At 72.2% G+C, this 19040-nt stretch carries 18 protein-coding genes; 5 read left to right on the top strand and 13 right to left on the bottom strand.

Annotated features, from left to right (window positions below):
* Positions 1-9 precede the first annotated feature (9 nt).
* Positions 10-900 (bottom strand): LysR family transcriptional regulator, encoded by an 891-nt coding sequence (locus tag ACZ7GX_RS03345; RefSeq protein WP_498772339.1) that lies wholly within the window; start codon positions 898-900, stop codon positions 10-12.
* Positions 897-2036: a DUF418 domain-containing protein gene (locus tag ACZ7GX_RS03340; RefSeq protein ID WP_498772337.1), complete on the bottom strand. Its 1140-nt coding sequence runs from the start codon at positions 2034-2036 to the stop codon at positions 897-899. The genes ACZ7GX_RS03345 and ACZ7GX_RS03340 overlap by 4 nt, the downstream gene beginning before the upstream one ends.
* Positions 2037-2297: 261 nt before the next feature.
* Between ACZ7GX_RS03340 and urtA the strand changes: the two genes are divergently transcribed.
* From urtA to urtE, 5 genes are read left to right on the top strand one after another with little or no spacing between them, the layout of a single operon-like run.
* The gene (urtA, locus tag ACZ7GX_RS03335; RefSeq protein WP_498772335.1) at positions 2298-3515 is read left to right on the top strand and encodes an urea ABC transporter substrate-binding protein; all 1218 of its coding nucleotides are present in this window, start codon (positions 2298-2300) and stop codon (positions 3513-3515) included.
* 1 nt (position 3516) lies between these two features.
* Entirely contained in the window at positions 3517-4407 is an 891-nt protein-coding gene (urtB, locus tag ACZ7GX_RS03330) for an urea ABC transporter permease subunit UrtB (protein ID WP_498772333.1), read from the top strand.
* Positions 4404-5450, top strand: coding sequence for an urea ABC transporter permease subunit UrtC (urtC, locus tag ACZ7GX_RS03325; RefSeq protein ID WP_498772332.1), 1047 nt, complete (start codon positions 4404-4406; stop codon positions 5448-5450). Before urtB ends, urtC begins: the two co-directional genes overlap by 4 nt.
* Positions 5447-6196 (top strand): urea ABC transporter ATP-binding protein UrtD, encoded by a 750-nt coding sequence (urtD, locus tag ACZ7GX_RS03320; protein ID WP_498772330.1) that lies wholly within the window; start codon positions 5447-5449, stop codon positions 6194-6196. The genes urtC and urtD overlap by 4 nt, the downstream gene beginning before the upstream one ends.
* Positions 6196-6891: an urea ABC transporter ATP-binding subunit UrtE gene (urtE, locus tag ACZ7GX_RS03315; RefSeq protein ID WP_498772807.1), complete on the top strand. Its 696-nt coding sequence runs from the start codon at positions 6196-6198 to the stop codon at positions 6889-6891. The genes urtD and urtE overlap by 1 nt, the downstream gene beginning before the upstream one ends.
* Position 6892: 1 nt before the next feature.
* Here the strand turns inward: urtE and ACZ7GX_RS03310 are convergent, their stop codons facing one another.
* From ACZ7GX_RS03310 to ACZ7GX_RS03260, 11 genes are all read right to left on the bottom strand, one after another.
* Positions 6893-8179, bottom strand: a complete 1287-nt coding sequence (locus ACZ7GX_RS03310; RefSeq protein WP_498772328.1) for a hypothetical protein — start codon at positions 8177-8179, stop codon at positions 6893-6895.
* Positions 8176-8934 carry a bestrophin-like domain gene (locus ACZ7GX_RS03305; protein ID WP_498772326.1) on the bottom strand — a complete coding sequence of 253 codons (759 nt, stop codon included), beginning with the start codon at positions 8932-8934 and terminating at the stop codon, positions 8176-8178. Before ACZ7GX_RS03305 ends, ACZ7GX_RS03310 begins: the two co-directional genes overlap by 4 nt.
* 268 nt (positions 8935-9202) lie before the next feature.
* Complete coding sequence (locus tag ACZ7GX_RS03300) at positions 9203-10294, bottom strand: hypothetical protein (RefSeq protein WP_498772324.1); 1092 nt, start codon at positions 10292-10294, stop codon at positions 9203-9205.
* Positions 10291-10623, bottom strand: coding sequence for a hypothetical protein (locus ACZ7GX_RS03295; protein WP_498772322.1), 333 nt, complete (start codon positions 10621-10623; stop codon positions 10291-10293). The genes ACZ7GX_RS03300 and ACZ7GX_RS03295 overlap by 4 nt, the downstream gene beginning before the upstream one ends.
* Positions 10620-11420: a hypothetical protein gene (locus ACZ7GX_RS03290; protein WP_498772320.1), complete on the bottom strand. Its 801-nt coding sequence runs from the start codon at positions 11418-11420 to the stop codon at positions 10620-10622. The genes ACZ7GX_RS03295 and ACZ7GX_RS03290 overlap by 4 nt, the downstream gene beginning before the upstream one ends.
* Positions 11417-12487, bottom strand: a complete 1071-nt coding sequence (locus ACZ7GX_RS03285) for a hypothetical protein (RefSeq protein WP_498772318.1) — start codon at positions 12485-12487, stop codon at positions 11417-11419. The genes ACZ7GX_RS03290 and ACZ7GX_RS03285 overlap by 4 nt, the downstream gene beginning before the upstream one ends.
* A gap of 78 nt (positions 12488-12565) precedes the next feature.
* Positions 12566-13207 (bottom strand): response regulator transcription factor, encoded by a 642-nt coding sequence (locus ACZ7GX_RS03280; RefSeq protein ID WP_498772316.1) that lies wholly within the window; start codon positions 13205-13207, stop codon positions 12566-12568.
* Complete coding sequence (locus ACZ7GX_RS03275) at positions 13195-14721, bottom strand: sensor histidine kinase (protein ID WP_498772314.1); 1527 nt, start codon at positions 14719-14721, stop codon at positions 13195-13197. The genes ACZ7GX_RS03280 and ACZ7GX_RS03275 overlap by 13 nt, the downstream gene beginning before the upstream one ends.
* A 36-nt stretch (positions 14722-14757) precedes the next feature.
* The gene (locus tag ACZ7GX_RS03270) at positions 14758-16056 is read right to left on the bottom strand and encodes an FAD-dependent oxidoreductase (RefSeq protein ID WP_498772312.1); all 1299 of its coding nucleotides are present in this window, start codon (positions 16054-16056) and stop codon (positions 14758-14760) included.
* Between the two features lie 111 nt (positions 16057-16167).
* Positions 16168-18405 carry a DUF6801 domain-containing protein gene (locus ACZ7GX_RS03265; RefSeq protein ID WP_498772310.1) on the bottom strand — a complete coding sequence of 746 codons (2238 nt, stop codon included), beginning with the start codon at positions 18403-18405 and terminating at the stop codon, positions 16168-16170.
* A 305-nt stretch (positions 18406-18710) separates the two neighbouring features.
* Complete coding sequence (locus ACZ7GX_RS03260) at positions 18711-18983, bottom strand: proprotein convertase P-domain-containing protein (protein ID WP_498772805.1); 273 nt, start codon at positions 18981-18983, stop codon at positions 18711-18713.
* Between the last annotated feature and the right edge of the window lie 57 nt (positions 18984-19040).

Genomic DNA, 19040 nt, shown 5'->3' with positions numbered 1-19040 from the left:
CGACGAGGGCTAGCGGAGCCGCACCGTGGTCTCCACGAACGCGCGCACCACCGGCCGGGCCGTCTCCGGCGCCCACCCGATCGCGACCCGCAGCGGCTCGATGTCGGTCACCGGCCGCCACGCCAGGTCGGGGTGCGCGTAGTACTCCGCCATCGACTCCGGGCCGAAGCACACCGCCGCACCGGCCGCGACGTGCTCCAGCATCTCGTCCGCGTTGTCGTTCTCCGGTCCCCACACGGGTTCGCGGCCGTCCGGCCGCGGGTTGACGGCCCACCAGTCCACCCACGCCTTCGGCGCCTTGCGCGTCCACATCAGCGGCTCGTCGCCCAGGTCCGCGATGCCCACCGACTCGCGCGCGGCCAACGGGTGGTCGCGGGACAGGGCGACGTACCGCGCCTCGGTCGCCACCACGTGGGTGCGCAGGCCGTCGGTGTCGGCGGGCAGCCACACGAACGCCACGTCGACCAGCCCCTGCCGCAACGCGTCCGGCTCGCCGCCCCAGTCGCACCGCTTCGGCTCGATCGTCACGTCGGGCCGCTGCTCGGCGAACGCCGCCCGGGCCCGTCGCGCCACGCTGCCACCGCCCGACGCGACGAACCCGACCCGCAGCACGTTCGCCTCGGCCGCCGCCGCGGAACGCGCCGACCGCACCGCGTCCCGCCACTCGGCCAGCGCCCGGCGCGCCAACGGCAGCAGGTCACCGCCCGCCGCGGTCAGCCGGACCTCCCGGCCGGTCCGCACGAACAACTCGACGCCCAGGTCCGTCTCCAGCTGCCTGATCTGCCTGCTCAACGCGGGTTGCGAGACGTACAGGGCCCGCGCCGCCCCGGTGAAGCTCAAGCGCTCGGCCACGGCCACGAAGTACCGCAGCACCCTGGTGTCCACGTCGAGGGGACTCATACCGCCAGCGTATTGGCCGACCGACGGCGTGGCGCCCGGTAGGCCCAGTCCCACACCGCCTCCACGGGTCCGCGCTCGAACCGCCGCATCCACCACGACGCGCCCACGACCAGCAGCACGGCGACCACCAGCCACACCGCCCCGGTGAACCACGGGCCGAGGTGACCCCAGCGCCGCGCCAGGCCGAGGCCCCACTCGTAGCAGAGCGCGGACGCGATCACGTTCTGCGCGACGTAGCAGCTCAACGCCGCCCGACCGACCGCCGTCACGCCGCGGCGCACCGGACCGGCCTCGGCCCGCATCCGGTGGACCAGCGCGGTGATCGCGCCGAGCAGCCCGAACGCGACCAGCGGCGCGCACACGTAGCGGTCGACGGCGAACCAGTCGGCGCCGGCGAGCGTGGTGGTGACGTTCAGCGGCACGCCGACCCCGAGGCCCCACACCACCAGCCGCCGTCGGATGCGGGCGCCACGCGCGGAGTCCTCCAACGCGCCCGCCTGGAACAGCCGAGCGCCGGCCAGGAACAGCAGCGCGCTCAGCGGCAGCACCAGGAACCCCTCGGCCCGGAAGACCGCGAAGTGCTCGATCCGCGCCTGGACCCCGTCCCACCAGCTGTCCGTGGCGAGCACGAACCCCGGATCCCCGACCGTCGTGGCGCCGGTCAGCAGCGCCAGCGTGATCAGGCCGACGACTCCCAGGTTCACCGCGCCCATCCCGACCATCCAGCCGACCTGGACCCGTCGGCCGCGCCCCACCAGGTAGGCGACCAGCACGGACACCACCGCGTAGAACATCAGCACGTCGAACTCGAAGACCAGCACGTAGTGCAGCAGGCCCTCGAACAGCAGCAGCGCCGAGCGCCACAGGTACCACCCGGGCCACCGCTGCCCCCGCCTACCGGCGGAGCGGTGCTGGATCGCCAGGCCGATGCCGAACATGATCGACAGCAGGCCCAGGAACTTCCCGTTGGTGATCATCTGCAGCAGCGCGGTCGCGGTGTCGCCCGCGCCCGAGCCGAAACCGGCCAGGAAGCCCGTCACCCCCTGCGGGTGCGTGAAAGCCCACACGTTGGTCCCGAACGTGCCCAGGATCGCCACCCCGCGCAGCACGTCGAGCGCCACGATTCGTCCGCCCATGACCCGCCTCCCCGAACTAGGTACCGGGCGAACGTAGGACGAGAGGCCCTCGGCGCTCGTCGGTCGAAGGTGTCCGGCGGTGTCGCACCTTCGGACGATGGGTGACGGCCGAACGGATGACACGACGACCGCGCAAGGTGAGCGCGGATGGTCACAAGTCCATACCGTGCGGATTTGGCCACACGAACGTAACCTCCCGCGCCCGGCACGCAACACGCGGTTCATAGCTTCTCGGTTCCACCTGCCCGAAAGGAGCCGCCGGTGCGTTCCAGAACCCTCAGCCGCGGACTGATCGCCCTCCTGCTACCCGCCCTGCTCGCGACGGCCTGCGTCGACGAGCCCGGCGGTGGCGCGGGGGCCTCCGGTGACGAGATCAAGGTCGGCGTCCTGCACTCGCTGAGCGGCACCATGGCCATCAGCGAGGTGACCGTGCGCGACGCGGAGCTGCTGGCCGTCGAGGAGATCAACGCCAAGGGCGGCGTGCTGGCCAAGAAGATCGTCCCGGTCGTCGAGGACGGCGCGTCGGACTGGCCCACGTTCGCCGAGAAGGCGCAGAAGCTGATCTCGCAGGACAAGGTGGCGACGGTCTTCGGCGGCTGGACCTCCGCCAGCCGCAAGGCGATGCTGCCGGTGTTCGAGCGCAACAAGGCGCTGCTGTGGTACCCGGTGCAGTACGAGGGCCTGGAGAGCTCGCCGTACATCTTCTACACCGGCGCGACGACGAACCAGCAGATCGTGCCCGCGCTGGACTACCTGGCGGCGCAGGGCAAGAAGAAGATGTTCCTGGTCGGCAGCGACTACGTGTTCCCGCGCACCGCCAACAAGATCATCAAGGCGTACGCCGCCGCCAAGGGCATCGAGGTCCTGGGCGAGGAGTACACGCCGCTCGGCCACACGGAGTACAGCACGCTGGTCAACAAGATCGCCGACGCGAAGCCGGACGCCGTGTTCAACACCCTCAACGGCGACAGCAACGTGGCGTTCTTCAAGCAGCTGCGCGGTTCCGGCATCACGCCGCAGACCACGCCGGTGGTGTCGGTGAGCGTCGCCGAGGAGGAGGTCAAGGGCATCGGGCCGGAGAACGTGGCCGGGCACCTGGTGGCGTGGAACTACTACCAGACCACCACCACGCCCGCGAACGACGCGTTCGTCAAGGCTTTCAAGGCGAAGTACGGCGCGGACAAGGTGACGTCCGACCCGATGGAGGCCGGCTACAACGCCGTGCACCTGTGGGCGGAGGCGGTGAAGAAAGCGGGCACGACGGAGGTCGAGGCGGTGCGGAAGGCCGCGGGCGGCATCACGATCGAGGCGCCCGAGGGCCCCACCACCATCGACGGCGACAACCAGCACGTCGCCAAGACCGCGCGGATCGGCCTGGTGCAGGCGGACGGCCAGATCAAGGAGGTGTGGTCCTCGCCCGGTCCGATCAAGCCGGACCCGTACCTGAAGAGCTACGACTGGGCGGGCGGGTTGAGCTGACATGGGCGCTTTGGTCAACCAGCTGCCCATCGGGCTGAGCATCGCCGCGGTGCTGCTGCTCATCGCGCTCGGCCTGACGTTCACGTTCGGCCAGATGGGCGTGATCAACATGGCGCACGGCGAGTTCATCATGGCGGGCGCCTACACCGCGTACCTGTTGCAGAGTTCATCTCTTCTGGGTGACACGAGCCAGTCGTTCCTCATCGCGCTGCCGGTCGCGTTCGCCGTGGCCGGGGTGATGGGGCTGCTGCTGGAGTGGTCGCTGGTCCGGCGGTTCTACGGGCGGCCGTTGGACACGCTGTTGTTGACCTGGGGCGTGAGCCTGGTGCTGCAACAGCTGGCGCGTGACGTCTTCGGCGCGCCGAACGTGCAGGTGACCGCGCCGGGTTGGCTGGTGGGCGGCGTCGACGTGCTCGGCGTGCGCCTGCCGTACAACCGGGTGTTCATCGTCGTGCTGGCCGTGCTGTGCGTGGTCGGGGTGTGGCTGTACCTGACCAGGCTGCCGGCCGGGCGTCGGATGCGGGCGGTCGTGCAGGACCGGGAACTGGCCGCGTACAGCGGGATCGCCACCGGGCGGGTGGACCGGTTCACGTTCCTGCTCGGCTCGGGGCTGGCCGGGGTGGCGGGTGTCGCGCTGACGCTCGTCGGCCCGGTCGGCCCGAGCCTGGGCACCTTCTACATCGTGGACGCGTTCCTGGTCGTGGTCGCGGGCGGGCTCGGCCAGCTGCGCGGCGCGGTGCTGGCGGCGGTCGCGCTCGGGTTCCTCAACGGCTACCTGGAGTTCTGGACGGACGCGAGCCTGGCCAAGGTGCTGGTGTTCGTGGCGGTCATCGCGTTCCTCCAGGTCCGGCCGCAGGGCATGTTCGTGCTGAAGGGGAGGGCGTTGGTATGACGTGGGGTCGCATCTCCCTCGTGGTGTGCGTCGTGCTGCTGGCGTTGGCGCCGTTCGCGCTCTCGCCGTTCCGGCTCGGGTTGCTGGCGAAGTACCTGTGCTTCGCGATCGTCGCGGTCGGCATCGCGCTGGCCTGGGGTCAGGGCGGGATGCTGACGCTCGGGCAGGGCGTGTTCTTCGGCCTGGGCGGCTACGCGATGGCCATGTACCTGAAGCTGAAGGAGGCCGGGTCGGCCGGGTTGCCGGACTTCATGGTGTGGAGCGGCGTCGAGGAGCTGCCCGCGCTGTGGAAGCCGTTCGGCAACCCGGTGTTCGCGCTGGCGGCGGTGGTGCTGGTGCCGGGGCTGGTGGCGTTCCTGTTGGGGCTGCTGGTGTTCCGGCAACGGGTGCGCGGCGCGTACTTCGCGATCCTGTCCCAGGCGTTGGCGGCGGCGTTCGTGATCCTGCTGGTCGGGCAGCAGGGCCTGACCGGCGGCACGAACGGGATGACGAACTTCAGCCAGTTCTTCGGGCTGGACCTCACCGACCCGAACGGGCAGCGCGCCGTGTACGCCGTCACCGCGCTCGTCCTGGGCGTGACGTTCCTGGTCGCCAAGCTGCTGGTGCGCAGCCGGTTCGGGCGGCTGCTGGTGGCGGTGCGCGACGGCGAGGACCGGGTGCGGTTCCTCGGCTACGACCCGGCCCTGGTCAAGGCGATCACGTTCACCGTCTCGGCGGTGATGGCCGGTCTGGCGGGCGCGTTGTTCGTGCCCGTCGTCGGCATCATCTCCCCCGCGCTGCTCGGCATCGTGCCGTCGCTGGAACTGCTGGTCGGGGTGGCGGTCGGCGGGCGGTTCGTGCTGGCCGGCGCGATCGCGGGGGCCATCGCGGTGAACTACGCCAAGACGCTGTTCAGCGAGGACTTCGCCGAGGGCTGGCTGTACCTGCAGGGCGGGCTGTTCGTGCTCGTGCTGGTGTTCGCGCCGAAGGGCCTGGCGGGCCTGGTCGAGTCGGCGCGGGACCGGGTGGCGGCACGGCGGCGTCCGGTGGAGGTGCTGGCGTGAGCGCGTTGCTGGAGGTGCGCGGGCTGCGCGTGGTGTTCGACGGGTTCGCGGCGATCGACGGGCTGGACCTCACCGTCGAGGAGGGCGAGCTGCGGTTCCTGATCGGGCCGAACGGCGCGGGCAAGACGACGCTGATCGACGTGGTCACCGGGCTGACCGCGCCGGCGGCGGGCAGCGTGCGGTTCGGCGGCCAGGAGCTGGTCGGGCGCCGCGAGCACCGGATCGTGCGGATGGGCGTCGGCCGCACGTTCCAGACCGCCACCGTGTTCGAGGAGCTGACCGTGGTGGAGAACCTGGACCTCGCGGCGAACTTCCGGTTGCCGCTGCGGTCGTTGCTGCGGCGGCGGCGCGGCGTGTCCGACGCGGTGGCCTCCGCGTTGGAGGCGGCGGACCTGACGGCGTCCGCCGACAAGCCCGCCGGTGTGCTCTCGCACGGGCAGCGGCAGTGGCTGGAGATCGGGATGCTGCTGGTGCAGCAGCCGAAGCTGCTGCTGCTGGACGAGCCGGTGGCGGGCATGAGCCGGTCGGAGCGGGAGCGGACCGGCGAGCTGCTGCACCGGATCGCCTCGACGCATACGGTGGTCGTGGTGGAGCACGACATGGAGTTCCTGCGCAGGTACGCGCGCAAGGTCACCGTGCTGCACCAGGGTCGCCTGCTGCGCGAGGGTTCCGTCGCCGAGGTGCAGGAGGACCCGCGGGTGCGCGAGGTGTACCTGGGTCGGGCCAAGGGGAAGGCGGTCACGTGATGCTGTCGGTGTCCGGGGTCGACGCCGCCTACGGGCGGGCGCGGGTGCTGTTCGGCGTGGGGCTGGAGGTGCCCGCCGGGTCGTTGGTGTGCGTGATGGGCCGCAACGGGGTCGGCAAGACGACGTTGCTCAAGACGGTGATGGGCACGCTCACGCCCACGGCCGGCCGGATCACGTTCGACGGGCAGGACATCACGCGGCTGCCGACGCACCTGCGGGTGCGCGCGGGCATGGCGTACGTGCCGCAGGGTCACGTCTCGTTCCCGCAGCTGACCGTGTGGGAGAACCTGCGGGTGACGCTGGAGGCCACCGGGCACCGCGACCCGGCGGCGGTGGACGAGGCGCTGGACGTGTTCCCGGCGTTGCGGCAGTTCTTCAAGCGGCCGGCGGGTCTCCTGTCCGGCGGTCAGCGGCAGCAGCTGGCGATCGCGCGGGCGTTGATCACCCGGCCCCGGCTGCTGGTGCTCGACGAGCCCACGGAGGGCGTCCAGCCGTCGGTGATCGACGAGATCGAGGCGGCGATCGACCGGCTGCACCGGGAGGTCGGGTTGACCGTGCTGCTCGTGGAGCAGTACCTGGACTTCGCGTTGCGGCTGGCCGACGGTTTCGTGGTGCTGGACGCGGGCGAGGTCGTGCGCGCGGGCGCGGCGGAGGAGCTGCACGACGAGGAGGTGCGCCGGATGCTGGCCGTCTGACCTACCGGCGCCTGCTCGCGGCCTGGCGGGCGAGCGCGCCCGCGGCCAGGATCAGCACCATCGCGGCCAGGCCCCACCGCCGTTGGTCGCGGACGGTGTTGTCGGTCGGCGCCAACGTCTCCACCCGCCGGTCCGGCGCCTCGAGGTCGGCCGGCGGTGGAGGCGGTGGCGGTTCCACGGGCGGTTCCGCGGGCGGGGGCAGTGGCGGAGGCGGGGGGTTCTGCGGCGGGGTGGTCCGCAGCGGCGGGACGTTCGGCCGCGGCGGCACCGCGGGTGCGGGGCGAACCGTGGTGGTCGTGGTAGTGGTCGTCGTCGTTGTCGTGGTGGTGGTCGTCCGGGCGATGGTGGTCGTCGTCGGTGGCGGGGTTGTCGTGGTGGTCCTGGTCGTCGTGGGTGGCGTGGTCGTCCTCGTCGTGGGCGGTGTGGTGGTGGGTTGTGTGGTGGTGGTCGTCGTCGGCGTAGTGGTCGTCGTGGTGGGTTGTGTGGTGGTGGTGGACGTCGTTGTCGTGGGTGGCGTGGTCGTCGTGGTGGTGGGCGGTGTCGTGGTCGTGGTGGGGATCGGGATGGTGGTCAGGCAGCCCGACGAGTCGATGGTGTGCAGGGCCTTCCTGGACGAGATCTCCGTGACCACGCCCGAGCCGTCCAGCGCCACCCGCCACAACGTGCTGCGACCGCCCTGGTTGTTGTTCGTGGCGTACAGCGCGCCGTCCGGCGCGAGGGTCACCGCGCCGTAGCTGCTGCCGCCGGGCAACCGGCCGGCGCCGGGCACGGCTCTCGTCCGGCCGGTGTCCGGGTCGATGCTGACCACCACGCCGTAGCCGTGGGCGTGCGTGGCGACGCCGTAGAGCAGGCCGTCGTCCGGGTTGAGGTCGAAGTCGTCGACCGTCGTCCCCTCCGCCGGCCACAGCCACGCCTGGTGCAGCACGTGCCCGAACGTGGGGCTGTCCCGGTCGATGTCGACCGAGTGCAGCCACGGACCGACCCGCACGACCAGTTGCCCGTCCACCACCGCGCCCGCCGTCGCGTTGCGCAGCAGGGGTGTCGGGCGGGGCGCCTTCACGACCACCCGGCCCGTCCGGTCGAGGGCGACGAGCCGGCCGTGGTGGTCGACGCCGTAGACGAGGTTCTGCTCCGCGGCGAAGCCGATGGCGTTCAGCCGCAGGTCCAGCGTGGTGAGGGAGGACGTCTCGCCGGACGGCAGCCGCACCTGGAATACGGTCGAGGGGCCGTGCGCCTCCGCCTCGACCTGGATGGCGGTGCACACGACCTGGGCGAGCGCCTCGATCATCCGAATCGCTCCACGGCGGCCTCGAACGCCGCGGGACTCACCCCGGCGCCGCCGCCGAACGGGTTCTGCAGCTGGTAGGTCGCGTACAGCAGCAGCGTGATGGTGGCGGCGAAGGTCGCCACGATCAGCACGTGCGTGCGGATGCGCGGACCGCCGAACAGCAGCGGCAGGCACACCGCCAGCACGCTGCCCGCGATCAGCACGAACCACACCACCGAGCTGATGCCGCCGCCGGCCGCGTCCAGCCGCTCCTGCCTGGCCTGGTACACCTGCCACAGCTGGTTCGCGGCCTCGGTCTTGCGGTCGACCTGCCACTCGTCGGTCGTCGGCGACTCGGCCACGATCCGGCGCAGCTGGTCGAGCTGCGACCAGCCGCTCGACTCGAACGCGGTGCCCGCCACCATGCCGGGCCACTCGTCGTCGATCACGGTGACGGCGTACTCGCGGGACAGTTGGCGCACCTGCGCGCCGGTCGCCTCGGGCAGCGAGTCGCTCGCCCACGTGGCCGCCACCAGCCCGTCCGCCTCGCGGTACGCGGCGTCACTCGCCTGGGTGACGGAGTCGAACAGGGCGATGAGCACGAACGCCACCAGGACCGCGTGCAGGCCGGCCACGATCGTGAACACCTGCCCCGCGGCCTCGTTGTTGGCCGAGCGGCCTTCCAGCTCGCCGTACTTGCGGATCACGTAGGCCATCACGGCGGCCACGACCGCCGCGCCGGCGACCCACAGCAGACCTGTGAGGTAAATGCTCATCGACACCCTTTCGTCACTCGGGATGAATTCCACAGATCCGCCGATTTCACTCACCCGAAAGCTAGTGATCGACCCGATCCGGTGAGAAGTACGTTCATCCGAGTGCCAGGAAACCCCAATCTCTCAGGTGACACGGTCACCTCGCACGGGCAGGACTGCCAGCGGGAAGCCGCCAGAATGCGGTGGAATCCAGCCCATCGAGTTAACCGGCTAGCCCGATCGAGCTATTTGCGTCACGACAGACCGTCGTGGACCTTCAGAATACCGCTCAGCCCGCGAACAGCAGCGCCAAACCGCCCGAGGTGTAGCCGACCATCAGGACCAACAACGGCACCTGACCGGTCAAGTGCCGGTTCGCCGGCAGCAGCCGCAGCGCGCGGTCGTGCGCGGACACCACGGCCAGCAGGTGCCCGGCGAGCACCGCGCCGAGCTGCACCGAGGCCACCAGGACGGGTGCGGCGAGCGTGTCGTCGGGGGTGAAGCCGGTGTGGCCGAGCAGCAGCGCGACGCCCCGCTGGCCCTCCACGGCGAGCAGCGAGAAGTAGTGCGCCACGACGTACCCGGCGACGATCGGCACCATCGAGTGGGCGAGCTGCCCGCCGAACGACCGGCACGCCAGCAGGTAGCTGCCCGCGACCAGCGCCACGGCCGCCACCAGCCCCACCGTGTCCGGCACGGACAGGCGTTCCCAGGCGGGGGTGGAGCCGATGCTGTCGAACGCCGTCGAGCCGAGCAGCACCGCCACCACCGCGACCAGACCGGGCCGCACGGGCGTGGCGACGAGCGCGCGGAACGGGTTGCCGCGCAGCGGCGACAGCCGGCCCAGCAGCGTCGAGAACACCTCGAACCCGTCGGCGCGCTCGAACCACGTGCGGCCGAACACCACGCCGCCGGCGACGTTCACCACCGCGTGCGCCACCAGGAACCACGGCAGCGCGTCCGGCGAGACCAGCTCCACCCAGGTGAACGCGAGCAGGCCGAGCGCGGCGGGCCAGTGGCCGAGCCGCTCGGGGTACGCGCGGCCGAGCGTGACGCGGGCGGCCAGGCGCAGCGGGTTGAGCACCCGCCACACCGGGCCGAACAGCATCGACAGCACCGGCACGCCGACCCACACCAGCACGAACACCAGGTGCGGCCACGCCGCGGCGGGCACGAGCACCAGCCCGACCGCGACCAGCAGCCGCACCGGCCACCAGTCGCGGTCGGGCGCGGGCTCGGCGGCGTCGAACCGGGGCTTCGTCCACAGCAGGCCCAGCGCCAGGAACGACGCCAGCAGCGCGACCGCCGCGCCCTGCAGCACCAGGTCCAGCGGGAGCGGCAGGTCGTGCCGCGCGCCGACGCCGTGGGCGAGGACGGTCACCGCACCACCAGTTGCACGAGCAGCGTGTCCGGGTGGGCCTCCACGTCGTAGGTGCCCGTCCGGTCCACGGTGAACTTGAGCACGGCGGGTTTCCCGCTCTCCGCCTTGGCCAGCACGTCGACGCCGTGCACGTGCACGTCCACCGGCTGCTCGCTGGTGACGGTCAGCTCGACGGCCTGCCCGCGCACCGCCTCCACCCGCTGCGGTGACGCGTGGTCCACCGAGAGGTCGAGCACCAGTGGGCCGGCGGCGGGCGGCGCGGCCTCGGGCCCGGACGAGCAGCCCGCGAGCACGAGCAGCGCGAGCAGCAGGGCGTGAACGGTCTTCATGTGGTCGATCCAGTCCTTCTGAGGTAGTCCAATCCGCCTGCGGCGAGGCCGAGGCCGCCGCCCAGGGTGAGTGCCACGAGCAGCCGGTCGAGGTCGGCCGGACCGGCGAACGGCAGCCGGGAGAACCGGAAGCTGTCGAAGTCCGGTATCCCGGCCACCACCAGCATCGCGCCCACGACGGCCGCCACGAACGCCGTCGCGGGCCTGCGCCGCACCGCCGCCACCACGGCGACCACCGCCAGCGGCCACGCCACCAGGCCGACCCCGCTCGCGCCGAGCAGCAGCGGCACGAACGACCCGCCCGTCACGGCGAGCGTCGCGCCGACCGCGTGCCACCCGTGCGCGGCCGTCACCACGACCACGCCGACCGCGAGCAGCGCCCGCGCGCGGCCCAGGAAGTAGCCGCCGAGGGCGAGCGCGGCCGTGATCAGCAGCCACCACAAGGGGTTCGGGCCGGGCACGACGTCCACCTGGCCCTTGATCACCGCATGGCCGAGCGGCACCTCCCACTGCGGAGCGGTGGTGCGCTCGTCGCGGTAGCGGTAGGTCTCGCCCGGCCCGATCGCGTGCTCCGCGGTCCGTTCACCGGCGCCGCCGACGGTGATCGCGACGGCGCTCCCGTTGCGGATCTCCAGTTGCGTGCCGTGGTTGACCATCGCCGCCGTGACGCCGGGCAGCGGCGGTTCGATCCCGGTGACCCGGCTCAGGTGGTCCTGCGGCGTGAGGCCGCCCGCGTGCGCCTGGGCCGGGCCGGCGGTGGTGATCACCAGGACGAGGGCCGCGAGCAGCGCCCTCACCGGCGGGCGGTCGGCACGAGCACCACCGCCATCAGCACGCCGTGCAGCGCGGCCATGACCGGCGCCCCGGTCCACATCTCGGTGACGCTCGGCGTGGTGCCCTGCTCGATGATGGCCGCCGCGAAGAACACCGCCCACGTGACGAACGACGCCGCCGCCGCGAAGATCCGGTACTCCTTGAGCCTGCTCTCCGACGGGTTCAGCTTGAGCAGCAGCACGTCGATCACCACCCCGGACACCAGGAACCCGATCGCGATGCTCATGTTGGTGTAGTTGGCGACGGCGGTGCTGAGCAGCATCACCACGAACGCCAGCAGGGTCGCCGCGCCGAACGGCAGCCGGAACCGGCGCACGGCCAGCAGCAGCGGCAGGATCATGATCAGGTTGGTGAACATGATCGACGCGGCGAGCTCGGCCGCCCGGCCGGCGCCGTTGGCGCCCTTCTCGAAGCTGAACGCCCTGATCACCTGTTCGGTGGTGAACACGGTCGCGTCGGCGTACCCGGCGAACAGCAGCACCAGCGAGGTGGTGAACCCCAGGGCCAGCCCGGCGGGCAGGAACCGCCGCAGCGACGGGCTCACCACGTCCCGGTCGCTCCACAGGGTGCGCAGCGGCGTGGTGAGGATCAGCACCATCGACGAGATCAGCACCAGGTGGGTCGGGCTGAACAGGATGTCGATGCCCTGCTCGATGCCGATGAACGTGTGCCACAGGTAGTCGCCGACACCCGCCGCGGCGAACACCGGCAGCGCGATCACCGCCGGCCCGTAGCCGATCGGGACCGCGTCCAGGCCGCGCAGCCCCTGCTGGTAGTTGCGCCACAGCACCCACAGGATCCACGCGCCGGTCGCGGCGAAGCCCGAGTAGAACACCGCGTGCCACGGCGTGAAGAACGACTCGAGCTCGGGCACGTTGGAGTGCGCCCACGCGTCGAGGAACAGCCCGATCGAGAACCAGGTGCCGAGCAGCACCGTGATCAGGTCCGTGCGGTAGTCGGCGCGGGGACGCCCGCTCGTCGTCGGGCTCCCCGCCAGGTCGGCAACTTCTGCTTCGCGCCCCACTGTCATGGGGACGAGCGTGCCCGCGCCGGGGGTGGCCCGGGAATCGTGCCAGCACCACCGCGTGGTGCGGTTAACCGCACCTTTTCAGGCGTTGAGGTAGCGCAGGACGGCCAGGACGCGGCGGTGGTCGTGAGGGCTCGCGGACAGGTCCAGCTTGGTGAAGATGCTGGTGCAGTGCTTCTCCACGGTCCGCTCCGCGATGAACAGCCGCTGCGCGATGGCCTGGTTGGTGCGCCCTTCCGCCATCAGCGCGAGCACGGCCCGTTCCCGGTCGGTCAGCCGGTCGTCGCTGTCGTCGCGCCGCCGCACCAGCAGCCTGCTCACCACGTCCGGGTCGAACGCCGACCCGCCCGCGCCCACCCGCCGGATCGCGGCGGTGAACTCGGCCAGGTCCGACACCCGGTCCTTGAGCAGGTAGCCGACGCCGTCCGCGCCCGCGTCGAGCAGCTCGGCCGCGTAGCTCACCCGGACGTACTGCGACAGCACGAGCACCCCCGTCCCGGGGTACTGGCGGCGCAACGCCACCGCGGCCCGCAGCCCTTCGTCGGTGTGCGTCGGCGGCATCCGGATGTCCACGATGGCCACGTCGGGCCGGTGCTCGTCCACCGCCGCCGTCAACGCCGACGCGTCCTCGACCGCCGCCACCACGGCGAAACCGGCCTCGGCGAGCAGCCGCGCCAACCCCTCGCGCAGCAACGTCGAGTCCTCCGCGATCACGACCCGCACGGCAGCACCACCCGCACGCTCGTGCCCGTCGCCGCGCTGACCACCCGCATCGTCCCCCCGTTCGCTTCCACCCGTTCGCCCAGGCCGCGCAGGCCCGTGCCGCGCACCGGGTCCGCTCCCCCGCGCCCGTCGTCGTCGACCTCCACCACCAGCCGCCCGCCCCGGCCGCTGATCGCGACCTTGGTCCGGGACGCCTCGGCGTGCTTGGTGACGTTCGCCAACGCCTCGGCGACAACGTAGTACGCGGTCGTCTCGACCGACGGCGGCACGTCCTCCGGCAGGTCCATGGTCAGGTCGACCCGAGGCTCGGCCAACGCGGTCAGCTCGCGCACCGCGCCGTGCAGGCCGCGTTCGGTGAGCACCGGCGGGTGGATGCCCTGGCACACCGCGCGCACGTCGTCGATGGTCGCCAGCACCGCCTGCTTGGCCTCGGCGGCGAGCGCCCGGGTCCGCTCCGGCGGCACGGTCTCGGCCAGCCCCAACGTCATCACCGCCGACAGCAGCCGCTGCTGGACGCCGTCGTGCAGGTCGCGCTCCAGCCGGCGGCGCTCGTCCTCGGCGGCCCGCAGCACCTTGGCGCGCGACTCGGCCAGCTGCCGGACCCTGGCCCGCAGCTCGGCGGTGAGCCGCTCGTTCTCCAGCGCCAGGCCGACGGCGGCGCACGCGGCGTCCACGAGCTCCAGGTCGAGCACGGGGTCGTGCAGCAGCACGGCGACCGGCACGCCACCGCGGTCCACCCTGGTGTGCACGGAGTCCAGCGCGACCGGCCGCCCGTCCACGTCCACGTACCGCTCCTGCTCGGCCACCCAGTACGCCACGCGCACGCTCGGGTCGTGCAGCGTGGCGGCGAGCGCCTCCTGCACGCCGGCGCGCCTGCTGTCGCCGCTGAGCCGCACCACCAGGTCGGCCACCTCGCCGCGGTCCATCCGCCGGCGCAGCAACCCGGCCAGGTACGCGAACGGGATGCCGCTCAACGCCAGCATCAGCACCACCAGCGGCGGTTGCAGGCCCGCGCGTTCCACCGGTTCCCACACCACGAACCCGATGATCGCGACCGCCGCCGCGCCGAGCATCGCGGTCAGCGTGCGCCGCTGCGCCATGCTGCTGACCCGCCAGCGGTGCAGTTGCAGGCCCAGCATGGCGATGCCGACCACCGCGGTCATCTGCGTCTCGGCGCCCACGATCGCGGCGGCCCACGGTTGGCGCTCGAACTCGAACCCCACGGCCAGCGCCAGCGTCTCGGCGTACCCGGCGGCCACCACCAGCCGGCGCGGCGTGGTGCGCAGCCTGCCGGTCGGGAACGCCAGCAGCGCGTGCCCGAGCACGGCCGGCCAGACCTTGCAGGCCAGCTGGAACAGGAACGACCCGCCCTCGACGGTGTAGTCGAGCAGCCAGCCCACGCCGACGAGCACGAACAGCGGCCCGATCCGGTTGCGCGGCTGCACGCGGCGGCCGATCACACCCGCGGTCGCGTAGACGGCGCTCACCGCGAACATCGCGAACGGCAGCAGCATGGCGCCCAAGGTAGCCGGGCCGGCGGGCCGGTCGGCTCAGCCGCGGCGCAGACCACCGACCAGGACGCGTGCCAGCACGTCCGGGCGCAGGATCGACGACGGCGGCTGGAGCAGCCCGATGGTGCGGATGAACGCGGTGGCCGCCACCGGGTCGTGCGTGGCGACGCGCTGCATCCTGGCGACGTACCGGTTCAGCGCCTTGGTGGACAGCGACCGGTGGCCGGGGATCTCCGGCAGCGCCAGGTCGCCGAGCGCGTTGAGCTGCCACACCGGGTCGATGATCTTGGCCGACGCGCGGAAGAACCGCCGCGCCAGGTCGCCTTCACCGTCCTGCAGGCACTTCCGCAGCGCCTCGGACTCCAGCGCCGCGACGGTCATGCCCTGGCCGTAGATCGGGTTGAAGCTGCACATCGCGTCGCCGAAGACCAGCAGGCCGGGCGGGAACTCCCGCAACCGCTCGTAGCGGCGGCGCAGGCTGGCCGGGAACCGGTGCGTGCGGATCTCGGTGATCGGCTCCGAGGCGGCGACGGCGTCCTGCACGTCCGGCGGCGCGGACCGCTTGAGGAACGCCAGGAAGCCCGCCTCGTCGGTGGGCGGGTGGTCGCCCGCCATGCCGACCTGGGTGATCATCCACTGGCCGTGCTCCTGCGCGGCGAACGCGAACCCGGTCGGCCGGCCGGGCACCGGGCCGAGGAGCACCAGCTTGTCCGGGAACGGCGCGGTGGGGCGCACCAGCCGGCTCGCGTACACCATGTCGACGTCGATCCGGTCCTCCTCGGGCGTCGGCAGGCCCAGGGACGCGAGCCACGCCCGTGCCCGGCCGGACCGGCCCATCGCGTCGATCACGAGGTCGGCGTCGAGCACCTCCTCCGCGCCGTCGCGGGTCACCTTCACGCCGACCACCCGGCCGCGCTCGAACACCGGCCCGACCACGTCGCACCGGGACATGATCCGCACGCCCGGGTAGTCCGCGACCTTCGCCCGGACCGCGCCCTCCAGCATCGGCCGGGTCGTCTGGATGTCGGACGCGCCGGTGTCCGTGCGGGCCAAGGTGTGGCCCGCGAGCACGAACCGCGCGTCGACGTTGAAGCCGACGCGCAACCCGCCCGCGTCGACCAGCTCGTCGGTCAGGCCGGGGAACATCACGTCCAGCGCCTGCTTGCCCCGCAGCAGGATCGTGTGGAAGTGCTTGGCCTGCGGCACACCCTTCCGGTGCACGGCGTCCTCGGTCAACGGGTCGCGGTCGACCACCGTGATCCGGTCGTAGAAACCGACCAACGCGCGGGCCGCCAGCAGCCCACCCATGCTCGCGCCCAACACCACCGCATGCGTCATCCGGCGACTCTGACAGCGTTGGCCGCCGGTGTGCTTCTTCAGTTGTGCGATCCTCGCGCCACGAGCGGCCCGCCCGGGTGCCGGACGGGCCGCTCGCCCGGGTGCCGGGCGTCAGCGCTGCGGGCGCGGCGACAGCGTCACCTCGATGGTGTTGCCCGGACCCGACGTCAGCCCGCTGATCAGGCCGGTGAGCGGGCCGCAGCCGGTCAGCGCCGGCAGCGTGTAGACCCCCGCGAGGACGCCGCCCGCGAGCGGGTCGAACCCCGGCCCGGACTCCAGCGGGATCGACGCCGGTGTCTTCGTGCGGCAGTCCGGGCCGGTGCTGACGGGGATGCCGAGCACCGTGACGTGCGGCAGCTTCACGGTCACGCTGGAGGTCGACCTGAGCACGCCGGCCGCCAGCGTGCCGGTGGTCTTGGCCGCCTGCGCGAACTGGAGCTTCGCCTTGACCGGCACGAACCCGAAGGCCTTGAACCGGCCGGTGGCCGGGTCGAGCGTCAGGTCGGCGTCGAACGCGCCGGTGGACAGGTCGAGCGCGGCGGCGATGCCACCGGTGAGGGCGACCGTGCCGTTGGCGGCCTTGATCCTCGTGCCGCCGGTCAGGCCGTAGCCGTGCTCGACGACCGGCGGGCCCTGGCTCGCCTTCGTGCGGACCTTCACCTCGGCGCTCGCGCCCGACGTGTTGCCCGCCGCGTCCTTCGCCACGACCGTGAAGCTGTACTCGGTGTCCGGCGTGAGGCCGTCGACCGTGGCCGTGGTGCCGGTCGTGCCGCCGGCGGACGCGGCGCCGTTGAACACCTCGTAGCCCGTGACGCCGACGTTGTCCGTGGCCGCGTCCCACGCGAGCGCGACGCTGGTCTCGGTCTGGGCGGTGGACCGGAGATTGCCGGGTGCGGCGGGCGCCTCGGTGTCCGGCCGCGGCTGGGTGCGGGCGGTGACGGGCGGGCCGGCCGGCGAGCGGTTGCCCGCCGCGTCCTTCGCCACCACGGTGAACGTGTACTCGGTGTCCGGCGTGAGGCCGTCGACGGTGGCGCCGGTGCCCTCCGCGGTGGCGGCGAGGGTGTCGCCGTTGTAGACGTCGTAGCCCGTCACGCCGACGTTGTCGGTGGCCGCGTCCCACGACAGGGGCACGCTGGTCGGCGTGGTCGCGCCGGCGGTCAGGCCGGACGGGGCCGTGGGTGCCTCGGTGTCCTGCGCCGACGTGACGGTGACCGTGTGCAGCACGGTGCGCTGGGCCGCGTCGACCGGCGTGCAGTCCGCGACGAACGTGCCGAGACCGGTGTCGGTGCCGTCGGCCTTCTTCGGGGTCATGGTGAGCACGAGGTCGTGCACGGACAGCGTCGCGGTGCCCGGCTGGTCGAACCGGAGCGCGGGCGCGGCGCCCGCGGCGTCGATGACCAGGTCGCCGCTGGGCGGGATCGGCTGGTTCGGCACGGCCGCCGGCACCGCCACGGCGAGGTGGCCGCCCGGCGTGCGGACCAGCGACGTCGCGACCGCCGTGCCCTGGATGGTCTCCGCGCCGACGAGCCGCAGGCCCTGGGTCGCGGTCGGCCCGGCGTTCGACACGGCGGTGATGTCGAGCTGCGGCGTGAACTCGCCGACGCCGATCTCCGCCGGCAGGTCGGTGTCGATGTCGACGGTGACGTTCTGGTTGCCGATCAACGGGAACGGGCACGTGTAGACCTGGCGCAGCGGTGGCGTGCCGCCCGTGCCGGCCGGTGTCTCGGGCGTGACGGCGGCGCCCGAGACGGTGTAGGTCTGCAGCACGGTGTCCTGGTCCGGCGTCGGCGTGCAGTCGGCGACGAACGTGCCGAGGTCGGTCGGCGTGCCGTCGGCGCGCAGCGGGGTCATCTCCAGCACCAGGTCGGTCACCTCGACGGTGGCGGCGCCGGGCTGGTCGAAGCGCAGGCCCGGCGCGGAGCCCACGGCGTCGAGCACGAGGTCGTTGCCGACGGCCGGGATCGGCTGGTCCGGCACGTCCGCGGCGACCTGCACGGTGAGCGCGCCCTGGTCGCCGGGCGCGGTGACCTTCGAGGTGGCGCGGGCGGTGCCGCGGATCGTCTCGGCGCCGACGAGCCGCAAGCCCTGCGTGGCCGTCGGGCCCGCGTTCGACACGGCGGTGATGTCGAGCTGCGGGGTGAACGCGCCGGCGACGACCGTGCCGGGCTGGGTGGTCTTGATGTTCACCGAGACGTTCTGGTCGCCGATCAGGGGGAACGGGCAGCTGTAGGTCTGGGTCAGGTCGCCCTGGGCGGCCGAACCGGTGCCCGTGCCGATCGCGAGGCCCGCGACGACCATGGCCGCCACGCCGAGCCTCGTCAGCCCGAGGGCTGGTCTGCTGTGTCTCACGGAAACGTCCTCCCTGACGCCGAGCGCACGTCGGCAATTAAGGGGTGGAATGGTTCGCAGACGTGCTGCAAGGGGAAATTAACCAGGCCGCAACACTTGCGCAAGACTGCCGGATGACCATTCGCGGACGGGCCGGGAAATTGTCATTTTCGGACAATTACCCGGCCCGTGACCTGCATGGACGAGACACAGAAAGGGAAATGGCGAACGATTGGCACGCGGACGCGTATTTCCGGGACGACTTTTGGCACACCTATGACAAACCGCGCGCCGAGTGCTCGGCGCGCGGTCGTCGGGTGGTGAGGTCAGAAGGTGAGCCGCCAGGCGTCCACGTAGCCGGTGTCCTGGCTGTAGACGTCCTGGACCTTGAGCCGCCACGTGCCGTTGGCGACCTCGGAGGAGGCGTTCACGGTGTAGGTCGCGACCACGTTGGGCGTGCTGGAGCCGCTGGAGCTCTTGACCCGGTAGGTGGAGCCGTCCGGCGCGACCAGGTCGATCACCAGGTCACCGCTGTAGCTGTGCTTGATGTCGACGCCGACCTTGAGCGTGGAGGGCGCGTTGCCCGCGATGCCGCTCACCGTGACGTTGCTGTAGACCGCCGCGCCCGCGTCCGGGATGTTCACGTTGTCCAGGTT

This window comes from Actinosynnema sp. NPDC037264 (assembly GCF_055603705.1).
Note: the sequence above shows the minus strand (reverse complement) of the source record. Positions and strands in the feature narration are given on the sequence as shown.